Below are 17,461 nucleotides of genomic sequence, written 5' to 3' on the forward strand. Positions count from 1 at the left end.
CGGACCCCCGCCGCACGGGCGACTGGTGCCGGTGGCGGGGCGGCGCGCGGCGCGCCCTGCGGAACCGGGCGCGGCGGGCGCCGGAGGGCCGGGGCCCGGGGCCCGGAGCGGGGGTCGGGCGAGTCGGCCGGGTGGGGCGGGCCGGCGCGTCGGGCGGGGCCGGGGCAGCTGCGGCCGGAGTCCGGGGACGGTAGCCCGACCGGCCCACTGGCACCGCGGGCCGTTGCCGAGGGCCGTTGCCGCGCCCCGGCGCGGTACGGCAGTCCGGTGCCGCCTCCGTACCGGGGGTCAGTGGCCCGTCCGTACGAACCGGCGCGCCCGCCGGCCCCGGTCAGCGGGCGGGCCGGCCGCCATGGCCGGTCGGCCGCCGTTCCGGCGGTACCACGGCCATGCCCCGTGCCGCCGGCTGCCCGACAGGCCACCGGACGCACCGGCCGGCCGGTGGGTTCCGGGGACGGGGGCGGCCCTGCGGCGGGCCGGCCGCCCGCGCGCCGGGAGCGGTCCGGACGGCGGGCGGGGGCGGGTCCGCGGCCACGCGCGAATCACCGGGTCAGTGTTAGAAATGGCTCATGACCGGACGTTTTGGTCGACCGCCCGGGGAGTCACCGCCCCGGCTGTCGGCCGAGCTCGACCCGAGACTGCTCGCGCGCCTCTCCCGGGGTGCGCACAGCGTCGCCGGTCAGGTCTTCGCGCTCCAGGCCCTCCTCGTGGCCCTGCTGATCACCGCCGCCGCGCTGGCGCTGTACTTCCAGGCCCGCTACGACAGCGAGCGCGAGGCGCGGAACCGCTCCCTCGCGGCCGCCGAGGCCTTCGCCCACGCCCCCGGCCTGCCGGCGGCCCTGGACTCCCCCGACCCCACGCGCGCCCTCCAGCCGCTGACCGAGGCCGCCCGCCAGGCCGCCGACGTCGACTTCATCGCCGTCATGAGCACCAACGGGATCCGCTACACCGACTCGCGCCCGGAGCTGATCGGCGCGCGCGCCGGCGGGGACCTCTCGCGGGCCGTCTCCGGGGAGTCCTTCATCGAGCTGTTCCGCGGCGAGCCCGGAGACGCGGTCCGCGCGGTGGTGCCCGTGCGGGAGCCGGGCGGGATGGTCGTGGGCCTGGTCGCCACCGGGATAGACGTCGAGAACGTCTCGAACGTGGTGGAGGGCCAGCTGCCGCTGCTGCTGGGGGCGGCGGGTGCCGCACTGCTGGTGGGCACGGCCGGCGCGGCGCTGGTCAGCCGGCGGCTACGGCGCCAGACCCGGGGTCTCGGCGCCGCCGAGATGGCCCGGATGAACGAGCACCACGAGGCGGTGCTGCACGCCGTGCGCGAGGGCGTCCTCATCATCAGCGCCGACCACCGGCTGCTGCTCGCGAACGACGAGGCGAGGCGGCTGCTGGACCTTCCGCCCGGGGCCGAGGGACGCAACGTCACCGATCTCGGGCTCGACGCCCGCACCACCTCGCTGCTGCTGTCCGGGCGGGTCGCGACGGACGAGGTGCACCTGGCGGGCGACCGGCTCCTCGCCCTCAACGTGCGCCCCACCCAGCCGCACAAGGGGCGGCCCACCGGCAGCGTCATGACCCTGCGCGACTCCACCGAGCTCGCCGCGCTCTCCGGGCGCGCCGAGGTGGCCCGGGAGCGGCTCCAGATGCTGTACGAGGCCGGGGTGCGGATCGGGACGACGCTGGACGTGGTGCGCACGGCGGAGGAGCTGACGGAGGTCGCCGTGCCCCGGTTCGCGGACTTCGTCACGGTGGAGCTGCTGGAGCCGGTGCTGCACGGGGACGATCCGGCGCTCGCCGCCGGCAAGCACTCGGAGATGCGGCGGGCGGCGATGGGCGGGGTCCGCACCGACCAGCCGCTGCAGCCGGTGGGGGACGTCATCCGCTTCGACGTGCCGACGGCCCCGATGGCCACGGCCCTGGACGCCGGGCGGGCGGTGCTCGCGGAGGACCTCAACGCGGCGATGGGCTGGCGTGCCCAGGACGAGGCCGGTACCCGTGGAGCCCTGGAGTACGGGCTGCACTCGCTGATCTCGGTGCCGTTGCAGGCCCGCGGCGTGGTGCTGGGCATGGCGAACTTCTGGCGGGCCGCCGCCACGCCCGAGGCGTTCGACGAGGAGGACCTGTCGTTCGCGGAGGAGCTGGGGGCCCGGGCGGCCGTCTCCATCGACAACGCCCGCCGCTACACGAGGGAGCACGCGACGGCAGTCACCCTCCAGCGCAGCCTGCTGCCGCGGGTGCTGCCCGACCAGAGCGCCGTGGACGCGGCCTTCCGGTACCTGCCGGCGAAGGCGGGGGTGGGCGGGGACTGGTTCGACGTGATCCCGCTCGCGGGCACCCGGGTGGCGCTGATCGTCGGCGACGTGGTGGGCCACGGGGTGCACGCGGCGGCCACCATGGGGCGTCTGCGGACGGCCGTGCACAACTTCTCCACCCTCGACATGCAGCCGGACGAGCTGCTGGGCCACCTGGACGAGCTGATCGACCGGATCGACCAGAACGAGTCCGCGGCCGCCCCCGGTCCGGACGACGACGACCTGGCGGGCGCGGGGGAGGCGGCCTCGGTCACCGGTGCGACCTGCCTGTACGCGGTCTACGACCCGGTGTCCGGGAGCTGCACGATGGCGAGCGCGGGACATCCGGGGCCCGCGCTGGTCTGGCCGGACGGGCGGGTGGAGTTCCCCGAGCTGCCGGTCGGCCTGCCCCTGGGGGTGGGCGGCATGCCGTTCGAGGCGGTGGAGCTGCGGCTGCCGGAGTCGAGCCGGCTGGTGCTGTTCACGGACGGGCTGCTGGAGGACCGCGACCGGGATTTCGACAGCGGCCTGGTGCTGCTGTCCGAGACCCTCGCCCGGCCGGGCCGCAGCCCCGACCAGGCCTGCGGGGACGTGCTGGACGCACTGCTGTTCCCGGCGCCGAGCGACGACATCGCCCTGCTGATCGCCGACACGCGGCGCCTGGAGTCCGACCGGATCGCGGAGTGGGAGGTGCCGGCGGACCCGGCGGCCGTCTCCCGGGTGCGGGGGGTGAGCACCGCCCAGCTGACCACGTGGGGGTTGGAGGAGATCGCGTTCACCGCGGAACTGATCCTGAGCGAGCTCGTCACGAATGCCATCCGGTACGGGAACGCGCCCATCCGGGTGCGGATGCTGCGGGACCGCCAACTGATCTGCGAGGTGTCCGATGCCAGCAGCACCTCCCCGCACCTGCGGTACGCGGCCACCACCGACGAGGGGGGCCGGGGCCTGTTCCTGGTGGCCCAGTACGCGGACCGTTGGGGGACCCGCTACACCCGGCGCGGCAAGGTGATCTGGGCCGAGCTGCCGCTCACGGACGGTGGCGAGCCCGCCGTTCCCGCACCCGACCTGGACGCCTTGGAGGACCTGGCCTGGTGAGCCGCCCCGACGGCGGAGCCGCCCGACCCGCCGGATCCGCCCGACCCGCCCGAAGCAGCCCCCGAGCCCGCTCGGGCTAGCCGGGCGACTGGTTTCGGCCCGGCGCCGTGCGGGCCAGCAAGAGGGCCACGTCGTCCTGCGGGGCGGTGGGCAGCAGGTGGGTCAGGACCGCCTCGCACAGCAGGTCCAGGGGGACGTCCCGGTCGCGCAGGACCCGGCCGAGCTGGGCCATGCCCTGGTCGAGGTCGCGGTCACGGGCCTCGATGAGCCCGTCGGTGTAGAGCACGAGGAGGCTGCCGGACGGCAGGGCCACCTCCTCCGTGCGGAACTCGCGGCCGCCGGTGCCCAGCGGGGTGCCGGGCGGGCCGTCGAGGAAGGTGACCTGCCCGCCCGGGGCGGCCACGGCCGGCGGGGGGTGGCCTGCGCGGGCGATGGTGCAGCCGCCGGAGGCCGGGTCGTGGACGGCGTACACGCAGGTGGCCATCTCGTCCTCGCCGAGGTCGGCCACCACCGCGTCGAGGGAACGGAGCAGCTGGGCCGGGGGCACGCCGTGCCGGGCCAGGGTGCGGACGGCGGTGCGGAGCTGCCCCATGACGGCGGCGGCGTGGATGCCGTGTCCCATGACGTCCCCGATGACCAGGCCGGTGCGGCCGCCGGGCAGCTGGAAGACGTCGTACCAGTCCCCGCCGACGTCGTGGTCGCTGGCCGGCAGGTAGCGGCCCGTCAGCTCCAGGCCGCTCACCAGGGGCAGGGCGCTGTTGCTGAGGCTGCGTTGCAGGGTGAGGGCGGCACGGCGCTGGTTGGTGTACATGCGGGCGTTGTCGATGTTGAGGGCGGCGCGGGCGACGACCTCGTCGATCAGGACGCAGTCCTGCTCGTCGAAGGGCTCGCGGCTGGCCAGCCGGGTCACGGTGACGGCGCCGAGCACGGTGCCGCGGGCGACGAGGGGGATCAGCCGGGCGGAACCGAGGGTCGAGAGGTAGGCGCGCAGCGGCTCGGCACGCGGGTCCGGGATGAGGGCGGGGATGTCGGAGCGGTACAGGTTCATGGGCCGGCCGGCGTCGATGACCTGCTCGTACACCGTCCCGGCGGGAATCTTGAAGGTCTGGCCGGGCAGCAGCCTCGCGGTGGGTGCGGTCGGATCGGGGAAGACGGCCGCGAGGCGGCGCAGCACGCCGCGGTGCGAGCCGGCGGCGTCGTCGGGGGCGAGGACGGCCTCCAGCAGCTGTACGTCGGCGGAGTCGGCGAGCTGCGGTACGAGGACCTGGGCGATCTCCTCGGCGGTCTGCCGCAGGTCGAGGGTGGTGCCGATGCGGGTGCCGGCCTCGGCGAGCACGGCGAAGCGGCGGCGGGCCCGTTCGGCCTCGATCTGGGCGTGCTGGCTGTCGGTGATGTCGATGAGCGAGGCGATCAGGCCCAGGGGGCGGCCGGACACGTCGAGGAGCGGAGCGTACGAGCAGGACCAGGTGTGGTCGTGGTCGGGGTCGGCGGGGGTGCGGCCGGTGCGTCGGACGTCGACGACGGCCGTGCCGCGTTCCAGGACCTGCCGCATGGTCGCCTCCAGGGCGTCGGCGTTGACGCCCGGGACGACCTCCGTGAGCCGTTTGCCGAGGTGGCCGGCGGGGCTGACGCCGTTCATCCGGGCCAGGGCGTCGTTGACCCGTAGGAACCGCAGGTCGGTGCCGAGGGTGGCCAGGCCGATGGGCGACTGGGTGAACAGGGACTGGAGGGCGGCGAGGGAGTCCCGCATCCGCAGGACCTCGGAGGTCTCCACGGCGATCAGCATGGCGCCGGTGCGTCCCTGCGCGTCGGCGGCGGGGACGATCCACATCTCCATGGTGACGCGGTGGCCGTCGCGGTGGCGTACGGGCAGGGTGCCGACGACGGTCTCGCCGGCCTGCACGCGCCGGGTCAGTTGGTGGGCGAGCTCCTGGTTGGCATCGGGGACGAGCACCTCGGTGCCGGCGCGGCCGAGGATGTCCTGGGGGCGGTGCCCGAGCAGGTCCTGGGCGGCCAGCGACCATTCGACGACCTGCCCGTCGGCGTCCTCCCGCCACAGGGCGATCGGCAGCAGTTCCCGGAGCACACCCGCGTACCCGACGGCCACGGCCGGCCGCTCCGGGACCTCGCTCGTCGACTGGTATGCGTCCACCGCACCGACCTCACCCCGGGGGGTCCGATTCCTACCGATTCACCCTATCCGAGGCTCAGGGGGAGGGCCCCGCGTCGTCACCCTGCGGGCGCGGCCGGGGGTACAGCCAGGGCAGTACGAACGTCACCCAGAACAGGACGGCGTACAGGATCAGCGCACCCCACCAGCCGCCGAGCGGGCCCCGGCCGAACTGGATCAGCCCGGCCACCACGCCCGCGGCGGCCGCCGCGGGGAGCAGCTGCTGCCACCGGTCGGCGCCCACGTCCAGCAGGGCCCCCGCGGCCAGGGCGAAGGCGGCGCCGACGATCACCGTGCGCCAGCCGGCGCCGACGTCCGGGGGGTGCAGCCCGCGCAGCAACCAGAGGGCGAGCGGCGGGCCGGCCGCGAGCAGGAGCGCGGTGGTCCGGCGCGGCCAGGGCGGGCGGACCAGCTGCCGCGCCACGCCCGCCAGCGCGGCCATGGCGTACAGGCAGACGGGGACGTGCCCGAGGAGGGAGGACCACCGGCCCGTGCTGAAGGCGATGCCGGTCCACATCAGCGCGGCAGCGGCCAGGGCGTGCCAGGGGGCCAGGACCGCGCACAACGGCGGCAGGTAGACCAGCGGTTTCAGCGCCCCGAGCACCCCCTGCACCAGGCGGGCGCCGGCCCGGCCGGTGGGCTGGAGGGCCGGCCAGGCGATGAGTCCGGCGCGCAGGGCGGACCGGCGCGGGTCACGGGCGCGGAGCAGCCGACCGACGCCCTCGGCGCCGATCTCCCGGAAGGCGTCCAGTGCGCCGTCGAAGGCGCCGGGTTCCAGGGGCGGCGGGGCGGGCGGCGGGTCCGGCGGCCGGTTGCCGCCGCGCGGGCCGCTGCGGTGCAGATCGGCGATGAGCGGCAGCTCCTCGTCGAGGATCTCGCGCTGCCGCAGCTGGGTGAGGACGCCCCGTACGCGGTCCCAGGGCGGCAGGTCGGGGGCGGCCACGACGTCCGCGGCCCAGGCCTCCATGAACGCCGTCCCGAGTCCGGTCGCCCCGGCGATGCTCTCCCCGAGGGCCGTGAGGTCGTCGATGCCGCCGAAGCCGTCCTCCAGGCGCCGGTCGGTGGCGACCACGGAGACGAGCGAGGCGGCACCGTCGAGACGGCCCCAGGTCCAGTCGCTCATCCGCCAGCGGGCGCTGAGGAACGCCGCGAAGTTGCTGAGCTGGTTGCCGCTGAGCTTGGCCCTGACCAGGTCCTTCGGGGAGTCCTGGGCCACGCCGTCGAGGACCGTGGCGGTGGCCCAGCTGGTGTTGGCCGCGGAGACCGTGTGGAAGGCGATGTCCGTGGCCTCGGCCAGGGGGCCGGGGCGCAGCGGTCCGAGCAGCACTTCGGCGAAGGCCAGGGCGTCGGCCGTGGTCGGGAAGCCGGCGGCGGCGGCTTCCTCCAGCGCCTCGTAGCCGTCGATGCCGGCCGGCAGGGCCGTGCGGACCGCCTCGCCCAGCTCGGCGAGCCGCTCCCACAGGCCGGCGTAGACGTCCGTGAGCGGCGTGGGGGCGGCGCGCAGCACCGCGGGGGCGGGAGCCGGGGGCGGGGGGCCGCCGGTCACGGCCTGGGCCAGGTTGACCGCCCAGGTGTCCCACTGCACCGGGTCGGCGCCGGACGGCGGGAGGGCCGGCATCAGGGTGCCGAGGCGGCGGGTGGCGGCCCGGTAGGGGCCGGCCGCGTCGGCGGGGACCAGGCCCAGGGCGAGCTCGTCGCGGTAGGCGGCGAGGAGCAGGCGGTCCCGCGCGGCGACCAGCGTGGCGACGGCGAAGCGGAAGGCGTAGAGCCGCCGCCGCAGGTCCTCGGCGACGGCCGGGTCCACCGGCGGCCCGCCGGACTCCCAGGCCCGTACCCAATCCATGAGCAGCCGCACCGTGCGGGCCAGGGGCAGCGGGGAGTGGCCGGGTTCGGGGAGCGCGCCGGGCCCCGCCGGCAGTACCAGCCCGCCCGCGGTCTCCGGGCGGCGCAGCCGCCCGAAGAGGATGACGGAGCCCGGGCCGGCCGCGTCCAGCGGCTCCAGGGGGCCGGGGCCGGCGGGCAGCGGCAGCCCGTCCGGGCCGGTCACCTCGGCCGGGTCCTCCAGCAGCCGGATCAGCCGGGTGGCCTCGGCCGCACCGACCTTCACCCGGTACGCGGGGAGCCGGGTCAGGGCCGCGTCCTGGAGCTCGTCCAGGGCCAGGGGCAGCACCCCGCCGGCGCTCCGCCGCTGCAGGGCCGCGACCTCGGCGGCCCGCAGTTCGAGGGCGTCGTCGCGGAGCGACTCGGTGCCGGCCTTCACGGCCAGGGAGGCCGCGGCGGTGCGCACGAGCCGCGGGACGCGCCGCGCGGTGCCCCGTTCGGGGGTCGGCGGGAACGGCGGGACGGGCTGGAGGAACAGCAGCCACCGGTCGGCGCTGCGGTCGGCGGGGGCGGCGGCGACGGCCCGGACGGCCCACGCGACGGGAATGTTGTCCAGCAGCCCGCCGTCCATGAGCTCGGTGCAGCCGCCCAGGTTCTCGTCCGGGTAGCCGGTCTCGCTGCTGACGCCCCGCATGTCCACGGGCAGCGGGTCGGTGAACGGTTGGGCGCCGTTGCCGACGTACACGCGGCCCGGTTCGAAGGCCCCGGGGAAGGAGGAGGTCGTGCGGGCCGCGTACGCCAGCCGGTTCAGGGCGGTCTCCCGGGCGGCGCCGGTGGTGTCGTCGGGGAAGTCCGTCAGGGCGCTGCGGTGCCGGAAGCGGAAGTAGGCGTGGGACCGGCCGACCAGCAGCGGCCGGCCGAGGGTGGGCCGCACCCAGTCGCGCCGTGGTCGCAGCCGGGTCGCGGTCAGGATGAGCCGGAGCGAGGCGGGGGCCTTCCATTCGGGCGGGGCCTGGTCGACGAGGGTGCCGAGGGAGGCGCGCAGCTCCCGGTAGAAGACCTCGTCGCCGCGCAGCAGCGAGGCCGGTACGCGGAACGGGGTCGAGTGGCGCAGCAGCCCTTCGAGGTCGCCGAGGCGCAGCCACAGGTCGCGGACGCCCTTGCCGAAGGGCATTCCGTACACGAGGTGGCAGGCCATCAGGACGCCGTTGAGGCCGCCGGCGCTGGTGCCGACGAGGACGTCGATGTCGACGTGGTCGTAGCCGCATGCCCGCAGCAGGCCCCGGTAGACGCCCGTCCCGCCGGGGTTTCGGCCCTGTCCGGGGCCCTGCCCGGGCTCCCGGCCCCGCCCGGGGCCTTGCCGCGGCCCCTGATCCTGGCCGGGGCCGCGCCCGGCGCCCTGGCCCTCGTCTCGTGCTCCTCCCTGCCCCGGGCCGTGCCCCTCGCCCTCCGGGGGGCCCGGTTCCGGGGCGGCTTCCGGTTCCGGGGCGGCTTCCGGCTCCGGGTCCGCCGCCGGAGCCGCCGCCCTCAGGGCCGCCGTCTCGCAACACGCCCCGCCCATCCACACGGCGAGGCTGACCCCGCCGCGCATCGCGAGGGCGAGCCGCAGCTCGGAGCTGCGCCCGCCCTGTGGGTCGTCGCTCATGCCCCCAGCTTGGCCCGGGATCAGGCGTGCCGCACCCGGGCGGCGAGGACGTCGCGGGAACGGGTGGCGGTGCGGCAGAAGTCGCGTATGAGTGCCGAGAGTTCACGCCCGGGATCCACGCCGAGTTCACGCCGGACGAGGGTGCGGTAGGTGTCGTACGCCCGCATGGCCTCCACCAGGTTGCCCTCCGCCAAGTGCGCCTGTATGAGGGCCCGCTGGGCGCTCTCGCGCAGCGGTTCGGCGCTGACCGCGACCAGCGCGGACTCCACCGCCTCGGCGTGCCGGCCGACCCGGCCCAGTTCGCGGCTGAGCGCCTCCAGGGCGTGCAGCAGCCGCTGGCGGACCCGTTCGCGCTCCAGCAGCACCCAGTCGTCGTACCAGCCCGGTAGCAGGTCGAGGGCGTCGGTGCGCCATTTCAGCGCGGAGAGGTCCTGGGCGGTGGCGGTGCCGTTGATGAGCCGTCCGGCCCACCCGTACAGCACGTACAGGTCGACCACGGTGTGCTCGCGGACGGAGAGCGAGCACTTGTCGGAGTCGAGCAGGTCTATGCCGGCGGCCTTGAGCCGCCACAGCGCGGACCGCAGGTTCCCCGCGGCCCTCAGGTCGTCCCCGGACGGCCACAGCGTGCCCGCGGCGTGCCTCCGTTCGACCCTGCCCCCGTTGAGCGCGACGAACGCGAGCAGCCGCTTCCCCCCTTCCGGAACGTCCAGCCATCTCCCCTGGTGGACGACGCGCGGGCCGCCGAGGAGATGGAGCATAGGCGCCTCATCCGCCCCGGGAGCGCGGGACGGTGACTCGAGGAACTGCTGGTTCATAGGCGGTCCTCCCGTGGAGAAGTCCGACCGCCCATGCTATGCGCAGACCGTCACCGCTCGGTCACCGAGTGCAACAGCGTCACCCCCTGGTGCCCGTGCCGCCGTCCGCGGCCCCGCTGTTCGCGGAGCCTGCCGCGGCGCCGGGGCCGTAGCAGATGCGGCGGCGGCTCCGGACGAAGGCGACCCAGTCACCGGAGGGTTGCCCCTCCTCGTCGACGGGCACCAGGACGTCGAGGAACGAGGGGGTGTCGAGCCGGATCCGGTCGCGGTTGCGGGCCTCCTCCACGGCCTCGGCGATGTCCGCCGGACCGCACCGGCAGTACCTCAGGTGGGCCTGCGGCCCGAGCAGGGTCTCGATGCGGCCCGGGACGCTGCGGTCCTCGTCCCCGTCTCCGTCCCCCTCCTCCGGTTCGTCGTCGGCGCGGACCGGCAGGTACCCCGCGGGCGGCAGTTCGACGAGGCCCAACTGCTCCAGCGAGTAGGGGCCTGCGGCCGCCGCCGCGGGCGCGGCGGCCTCGGCGGGGCCTCGGTGCGCACCGAGGCCCGCTGCGATCCGCGCCACCTCCCGGCCGAGCTGGTCCTTGGTGTGGGTCCTCAGGAACTGCTGCTCGCCGAGCAGGGCGAGTTGTTCCAACAGCGGCCCCGGCCCGGGTCCGGGTCCGGCGGCCGGGGGCCCCTCCCCCGGCACGTGCCCCGCACCCCGGGCCGCCCGGGTCCCTGAGGCTGCCAGGACCTGCGCCAACTGGTTCTGGAACTGCAGGATCTGGGCGGTGTAGACGTCCCAGGGGCGCATCCCGAGCCGCGCCTGCCAGTACCGGTACGGCGGTGCCCCGCCCCGGTCCCGGCGGGCGGTCCACACGTCGACCTCGAAGCCGTCGGCCGTGCCGGGGACGCGCAGCAGCACTGCGAGGCGGACGGCCGTCGGCCGGCTCGGGCCGACGGCCGGCGGCCCCCAGGCGCGGGGCAGGGCGGAGCCTGCGGTGCCGTACGGCCAGGGGGAGTGCGTCGTGCGCTCGGCCCCGAATACCCGCGAGGCGAGGAAGTTCCTCCGAGCGGCGGGGAGTTGGCTGTCGAGCCCCCGTTCGCTGTCCTCCACCAGCCGGATCCGCACCCCCTCGGCGGTGTACGGGTGCCGGGTCGTGCCCGTCCCGGAGCACGGGTCGTCGCAGTAGCTGCCCTGGACCGGGGCCTCCCCGTGGTCCCGGGTGGCGGGGGCGACCTCGACCCACCAGAACCCGTCGAGGCCCGGCGTGAGACCGGTGAGCGGGAGCGTCACCAGCCGCTCGGAGCGCAGCGGCCGCCCCTCGGCGTTGACCGCGAGTCCGGCGCCGACGCGCAGCGCGCCGTCCTGGACGGTGACCTCGTAGCCCTCGACGGTGCCGGGGCCGCCGGAGGCGCCGACGGCGAGGGCGAGTCCGCGGGCGTAGTCCTGGATGAGGTTGAGGTGTTCGGCGCGCAGGAACAGGCCGTCGAAGGCGTTGAGCCGGTCGATCCCGCCGTCGGCGGTTCCTTCGGTGATCGTCATTCCTCGGTCCTTTCGGGGGCCGACCCACGCGGCAGGTGGACGGTGACGACGGCGTCGTGGCCCTCGTCGGGGGTGCCCGGCGGCCCGCCGGCCGGGCCCGCGAAGGGCGCGCGGGGCGCGTCGCCGTACAGCGGGGTGGGGCCGGTGCCGCGGATGCGGATGCGGACGGTCTCGTACGCGGGCCGCTGGTCGAGGTCGACCCGGACCCGGAGGCCGTCGGCGGAGATCCGGATCCCGGCGACCTGGTCGGTCGCCCAGCCGCGGCCGGTGTCGGAGAGCGAGGTGATCTCGACGCCCCCCGGTTCCGCGCAGCCGGGAGCGAGGGGGGCGGTCACGTCGAAGGTGAGGACGGTGTGCTCGCGGCTCCAGGCGACGGAGTCGCGGACCAGGCGGGGACCGCCCGCATCGGCCGCGGGCACGGCGCCGACAAGGCCGGGGGCGAGGCCGCAAGCCAGTTCCTGCAGGGTGGTGGTGGGCAGGACGGCGGTGCGCACGGAGGGATCGGCGTGCACCTCCTCGACGCGCACGCAGCCGTCGTACTCGGTGAACCCGACGGTGAGGCGGGCGAGGACGACCGGGGCGTGCTCCTCGGTCACGGGCGCCCGGGGCGGGCAGGCGTCGCCCTCCTCGCACCGCGGTGCCTGCTCGGTGGCGTCGGCGGCGGCGAGCCGGCGGAAGGCGGCGAGCAGCGCCGGGGCGCGCAGGTGGGCGGGGACCCGGGCGACTTCGGCGGCCTCGCGGAGCGCCTCGCGGCCGGCGGTGTCGCCCTCGCCGGCCTCGTCGAGGCCGAGGAGGACCCGTACGCGGTGGTACGGGCGCCAGGGCTCGGGCGGACGGGTGCGGACGGTGACCGTCGCCGTCTCCACGGTCCGGGAGTGGTCGTCGTGGCGGCGCGTCACGTCACAGGGGTCGGCGAGGGCCGGCACCGGACGGTCGGGGCAGGACGCGAACTCGGCGACGATCCAGGCCTCGGCGGTACGGCGGCGGGGTGGGCAGGGGCCTTCGTCCGCGGCGGGGCGGGCGGCGGCCGCGGCTGGCACCGACGGGCGGGCGGCGGGCCCGGCCACCGGCCCGGCCATGTGCCCCGTGCGCCCCGCGGGCCCCGTGGGCTCACCGGGGCCCTCGTGCCCCGCGGGCGCGGCCGTGGGCTCGGCGGGGTGCTGCTCGGCCCACTCCCTCGCCCACTGCGTCAGGGACAGGCACCACCGCGCCTCCAGGTCGAGTTCGCGGCCCAGCCCGTCCACGGCCAGCCCGGGCAGCACCTGCAGTTCGTCGCCGTCCCGGGTGACCCCGAGGCCCCAGATGACGCCGGGGCCGTGCAACCAGGCGTTGTGGAGCATGAGTTTGCCGCGCGGATTGCCCATCAGGACACGGAAGTCGTCCTCGCCGAGGAGCATGCCGAAGGCCACCCGCAGGGCGAGGAACGGGTTGGCGGGCAGTTCCTCCCCGCCACAGGGGCCGGTTGCGCAGGGCCCGGTTCCGGGCGAGGGGCCGGTGGGCAGGTCCGGGGCGGACGGGCCGCCGCCGCTGCAACCGCAGCCGCACGGGGTACCGCCGGTGCCGAGGGCCGTCATGGGTTCTCCTTCCGGGTGAACGTGTCGCTCGCCGTGCCTGCCGCGGCCAGGGCCTGCGCCGCCCGGCGGTCCGCGCCGGCGCCGCCCGGGGTGACCGGGTCCCCGGGGAAGGGCCGGCCCGCCTTGCCGTACTCGCGCCGCATCGCGCCGGCCAGGTGGGCCTGCCGGACCTGCCCGGCCTCGTCGGCCGCCCGGAACGCGGCCCCGATCGCGGCGTTGCGGATCCAGCCGCCGGGTACCGGGTAGCACTGGGCGAGGGCGGCCAGGTCGACGTCGGCGTGCCGCAGGGCGCGGGGCAGGTGCAGGTCCCACATGCGGTGCCGGCCCGCCTCGTCGGGCAGCGGAAACTCCACGACGAAGTCCATGCGGCGGATGAACGCCGCGTCGATGTTCTGGCGCAGATTGGTCGTCAGGACGGCCAGGCCGTCGAACCGGTCGAGCCGCTGCAGGAGGTACGCGGTCTCCATGTTCGCGAACCGGTCGTTCGCCTCGGAGATCTCGGTGCGGGTCCCGAACAGGGCGTCGGCCTCGTCCAGGAGGAACACGGCCTGGGTGCGCTCGGCCGCCTCGAAGCAGGCGGCGAGGTTCTTCTCCGTCTCGCCGATGTACTTGGAGACCAGCTCGGAGCCGTCGACGACCAGCAGGTCCCGGCCCGCCTCGGTGGCCAGCACCTCGGCGGCCAGCGACTTGCCGGTGCCGGGCGGCCCCGTCAGCAGGAGCCGTACGCCGCGCGCGGCCCGGGCGGTCTCCCGCAGCCGCCAGTCGTCGAGGACGAGCGCTTGGTGGCGCAGCCGCGCGACGGCGTCCCGCAGTTGGCCGTCGGCCTCCGCGGAGAGGACGAGGCGCGACCAGGGGGCGCTCGGGCCGACCAGGTCGACGCCCGGCGGCAGCAGGGCCCCGGCCCGGGCCCGGATGGCACCGGACACGTCGGGGCGGCCGTCGTGACCGGTGCCGGCGAGGGCGGCGCGGCTGCGCACGTCGAGGGCGACCTGCGCGGTGAGCGCCGGGTCGAGGGGGTGGCGGGCCGCCAGTTCCGGGGCCCGGTCGGGGGTTCCGGGCAGCGCCGCCCGCCAGGCCCGGCGCCGGTCCGCCACGCCGACCGGGCCGACGGGCACGGTGAGCACGGGCCGCTGCGGCCCCGGGCGCACGGCTCCGGGCGCGGCGCAGATCAGCAGCGGGCCCGGGATGCGGTCCGCGGCGGGGGTGGCCGGGCCCGTACCGGGCGGCGGCCCGGCCACCACCAGCAGGGGCACGGCCCCCCGGGCGGCGGCGTGCAGCCCCAGCAGGCCCATGGCCGTGGGGTCGTCGGGGCGGGCGCGGGCGGCGAACACGTCGAGCCCGGCGGCTCCGGCGAGGGCCGCGCAGCGGCTGAGCGCGACGGTCTCGTCGGGGGCGCTGACGAGCAGGGTGCGGGGCTCGCGGGAGCGGAGCGCGGCGACGGCCCGGACGCTCTCGGGCAGGGCGAGCCAGCCGTCGAGCCCGGGGACGGGCGGGCCGGCGTCGGCCGGCTCCAGCGCGGCGGGCCGGGCCGGGTGGCCGTGCAGGGCCTCCCACAGGTGGTCGGCGAGGGTCAGGGAGCGCTCGTGGAACGGGCCGTCGCCGGTCAGCGCGAGCAGCCCGGCCCGTACGGCCGGGCCCTCGTGCAGCAGCCGGCGCAGTGCGACCCGGTCGGGGGCGGCGGTGCCGGTGGTGGAGCGGGCGGCACGGTCGACGAGCAGCCCGGCGAGGCCGATGCTGGGGTGCGGGGCGCCGGCCGGGTGCATGGTGCGGAACGTCCGGGCGAGGCCCTCGTGCTCGTCGGGGAGCCCCGCGAACAGGACGAGTTCGGTCTCCAGGGCGCCGAGCCGGTAGCAGCGCACGAGCCGGTCGAGCGGGGCGGGGCCGGGGGCCGCCGGTCCGGGGACACGGCGTTCGGCGGCCGCGGCCCAGTCGCGCAGGAAGGCGGCGGGCTCGGCGCCGGCCTCCTCGCTGCACGTGGTCTCCAGCAGCTCGGCGACCCGCACGGCCACGGCGGCGGCCCGGAGCGACAGGTCACGGCTGATGCGGTCAGACATAGCGGTACCTCACGACGGCCCCGAGCCAGCCGACCCAACCCGGATCGAGGTCGAGCCCGGCCCGCCGCAGCCACGGATCGGCGTCCGGGGCGGCCAGCACCACCTCGATCCACCCCGCTTCGGCGACCACCCGCCCCCGCCGCCGGGCCACCCCGGCCACGATCCGCCCCGCCTCCACGGCGACCGGCGCGCCGCTCCCCGCCGGAGCCGCCCGACCGGGCGGGAGGGCCGGGGAACCCACGTCCGCGGCGGAAGGGTCCTGCGGTGCCGGCCGGGCGGCGGGCTCCGGGTGGCCGCTGTCCGCACGCGGTACGGGCGGGGCGTCCGGGGCCGTGGTCGGCGGCGCGGTCCCCGGCCCCGGGTGCCCGGAGCCGCGCCCCGGACCTGCGGCGGGCAGGTGGGACGGCGAGCCGGGAGCGGTGGCCGAGGAGGGTGCGGGCGGGGCCGGGGCGGTGGCGGCGGCCGCCGCGGCAGGGGTGGCCGCTGAGGCCAGGCGGGCGACGGTGGCCCGGGCCCAGGCGGTGGCGAGTGCGTCGATCCGGGCCTGCTCGGCCGGTGTGGGCGGCTCGGCGTCCAGGACGCGGGGAGCCCGTGTCCGGTCGAGGCCCGCGAAGGCCAGGGCGGCCGGGTCGTCCACGGGGACGGCGGGTACGAGGGCGCGCGCCGCGGCGTGCAGCACCCACGGCAACGGCCGTGCGGCCAGGGCGGGATCGTCCAGGACCCGGTCCGGGAGCCCGGCCCCGGCCGCCGTGGCCAGCAGGAACAGCAGTCCGGCCCAGTCGGTCGGCACGCCCTCGGGCGGGGGCCCGTCGGCCGGTTCGCGGGCGGGTCCGAGGGGTGCCTCCGCCAGCGGGGAGCCGTCCGGTTCGGGGGTGCGTACGGTTCCCTGCTCGGCGGGGGTGTTCTGCGCGGGGGCGCGGCCCCCGGGGCCGACGGCGTGCGTGGCGGGCCGGGCGGGCACGGCTCCCGCGGCCGCCCCGCCCGGGCTCCCGGGCCGCGTCTCCGGGCCCGTCGGCCCGGGGGTCGGGGGGCGGGCCGGATCGACCGGCTGTGGCTCCGCCTGCGACGGGGACGGCCGCTGGGCGGCGTCGAGCCGGGCGGGCGTGCCACCGGCCGTGCCCAGCGCCCCGGTGAGCAGGCGGTGCAGGCCGGGGCGTGCCCCGGGCCGGTGCAGCGCGACGGGGTCGGTCTCGGCGAGGACGAGCACGGCCCAGGCGGCTGCGGTCGGTTCGGCCGGGCGGAGCCGGGCGGCGCGCAGGAGGGCGGCGAACCGGGACCCTGCCAGCAGGGTCCGGGCCAGCGCGTGGGTGGCGGGGTCCGGGGCCGTGTCGCCGGGCGGGGGCGGGGCGTTGCCGGTCGCAGCGCCGGTCACGAGCGCGGCCAGCCGCTGCCAGCCGCGGCGCCCGAGGGCCCGGTCCAGGGCGGCCGCTCCGCACTGCTCGGCGGCGCGGAGCACGGTCGCGGCGGCCCGTCGCGGGTGGCGTTCGAGCACCGCGAGCACCGCCTCGCCGGGGACCGCCCCGGGCGCGGGGTCCCCGGGGAGTACGAGGCCGGTCTGCCGCCAGGCCCACAGGCGTTCGAGGTGCCCGGTGGCAAGGCCGGTGACGGCGTCCGCGAGCAGGTCGGCGTCGTTGCGGTAGTGGACGGCCGCGCCGTGGTCCTCCCGTACGGTCCGCTCGACCGCGGCGGCGACGGCGCGGGCCCAGTCGCGGGCGAGTGCCGCGTCGGGGCGGTCCAGGTCGAGGGGCAGGGTCAGGTCGAGCCGGGCGAGGCACCACCGCCCGGCCGGCAGCGCGAGGGCGCCGAGGGCCGCCTCCAGGTGGCCGTCGACGGCGTGCCGCAGCGGCCCCTGCAACCGGTCCGCCGCGGGCGGCACCTGGCCGGGGTCGTACCGCAGCGTGGCGGACAACCGCCCGACGACCAACTGCGGCCCCGCCGCAGCTCCCGGCCGCCCCCCGCTCACCGCACCCACCCCGCCCCGGCCACCGCTCCGACGCACACGGCTCCCCCGTCCACCTGGACCGCCGCACTCCTCCGGCAAGCACGACGCGGACGCTGCGCGCGGCCCGCTCCCCCCGCACCCGGACACCCGCGCGGATACCCGCGCGGCCCGCCCGGACGGTGCAGGCCGCCGGTGCCCCCCGGCCGCCCGCCGGGGGCGCCCGCGCACCGCGTACGGTCCCGCCCCGTCGGCTCGCCCGCCCAGGAGCACCCGTCCACAGCAGCCGCACGGCCCGTGCCCGGCGCACTGCACGGCCCACCGAGCCCGTCTGCGCCGCACGCACCCCGACGGCGGGTCCCGCCCGGCGCCTCCACCGCGCAGGATCCGGTCGGGCCGGATGCGGGGTCCGACCCCCCGCACCCGCCGGGTCGGCCCGGGGCACCACGGCCGCCGGACACCGGGTGCCCGTGCAGCGCACGCACTCCCGTCGCCGTACCGGCCGCAACCATGTCGTGTGCGCTCGCCCCAGGCG

General features: G+C 77.5%; 8 protein-coding genes. 1 reads left to right on the forward strand and 7 read right to left on the reverse strand.

Annotation, left to right across the window (positions count from 1 at the left end):
- The first annotated feature begins 569 nt into the window (after nt 1-569).
- Nucleotides 570-3,383, forward strand: coding sequence for a SpoIIE family protein phosphatase (locus tag ACFV7Q_RS28335; protein WP_385432520.1), 2,814 nt, complete (start codon nt 570-572; stop codon nt 3,381-3,383).
- Between the two features lie 76 nt (nt 3,384-3,459).
- Here the strand turns inward: ACFV7Q_RS28335 and ACFV7Q_RS28340 are convergent, their stop codons facing one another.
- The 7 genes from ACFV7Q_RS28340 to ACFV7Q_RS28370 all read right to left on the reverse strand — a co-directional run bounded on the left by ACFV7Q_RS28340 (nt 3,460) and on the right by ACFV7Q_RS28370 (nt 16,896).
- Nucleotides 3,460-5,535: a SpoIIE family protein phosphatase gene (locus tag ACFV7Q_RS28340; protein ID WP_385432522.1), complete on the reverse strand. Its 2,076-nt coding sequence runs from the start codon at nt 5,533-5,535 to the stop codon at nt 3,460-3,462.
- A gap of 55 nt (nt 5,536-5,590) precedes the next feature.
- On the reverse strand, nt 5,591-9,019 hold the full coding sequence (locus ACFV7Q_RS28345; protein WP_385432523.1) for a DUF3376 domain-containing protein: 3,429 nt from the start codon (nt 9,017-9,019) through the stop codon (nt 5,591-5,593).
- Between the two features lie 20 nt (nt 9,020-9,039).
- Entirely contained in the window at nt 9,040-9,777 is a 738-nt protein-coding gene (locus ACFV7Q_RS28350; protein WP_385432525.1) for a BTAD domain-containing putative transcriptional regulator, read from the reverse strand.
- Between the two features lie 136 nt (nt 9,778-9,913).
- Nucleotides 9,914-11,359, reverse strand: a complete 1,446-nt coding sequence (locus ACFV7Q_RS28355) for a hypothetical protein (protein ID WP_385432526.1) — start codon at nt 11,357-11,359, stop codon at nt 9,914-9,916.
- Nucleotides 11,356-12,933 (reverse strand): hypothetical protein, encoded by a 1,578-nt coding sequence (locus ACFV7Q_RS28360; RefSeq protein WP_385432528.1) that lies wholly within the window; start codon nt 12,931-12,933, stop codon nt 11,356-11,358. The genes ACFV7Q_RS28355 and ACFV7Q_RS28360 overlap by 4 nt, the downstream gene beginning before the upstream one ends.
- Nucleotides 12,930-14,987 (reverse strand): ATP-binding protein, encoded by a 2,058-nt coding sequence (locus ACFV7Q_RS28365; RefSeq protein WP_385432529.1) that lies wholly within the window; start codon nt 14,985-14,987, stop codon nt 12,930-12,932. Before ACFV7Q_RS28365 ends, ACFV7Q_RS28360 begins: the two co-directional genes overlap by 4 nt.
- Nucleotides 14,980-16,896 (reverse strand): hypothetical protein, encoded by a 1,917-nt coding sequence (locus tag ACFV7Q_RS28370; RefSeq protein WP_385432531.1) that lies wholly within the window; start codon nt 16,894-16,896, stop codon nt 14,980-14,982. The genes ACFV7Q_RS28365 and ACFV7Q_RS28370 overlap by 8 nt, the downstream gene beginning before the upstream one ends.
- Nucleotides 16,897-17,461 lie beyond the last annotated feature (565 nt).

It is taken from the genome of Streptomyces sp. NPDC059851, from assembly GCF_042732005.1.
Lineage (GTDB): Bacteria > Actinomycetota > Actinomycetes > Streptomycetales > Streptomycetaceae > Streptomyces.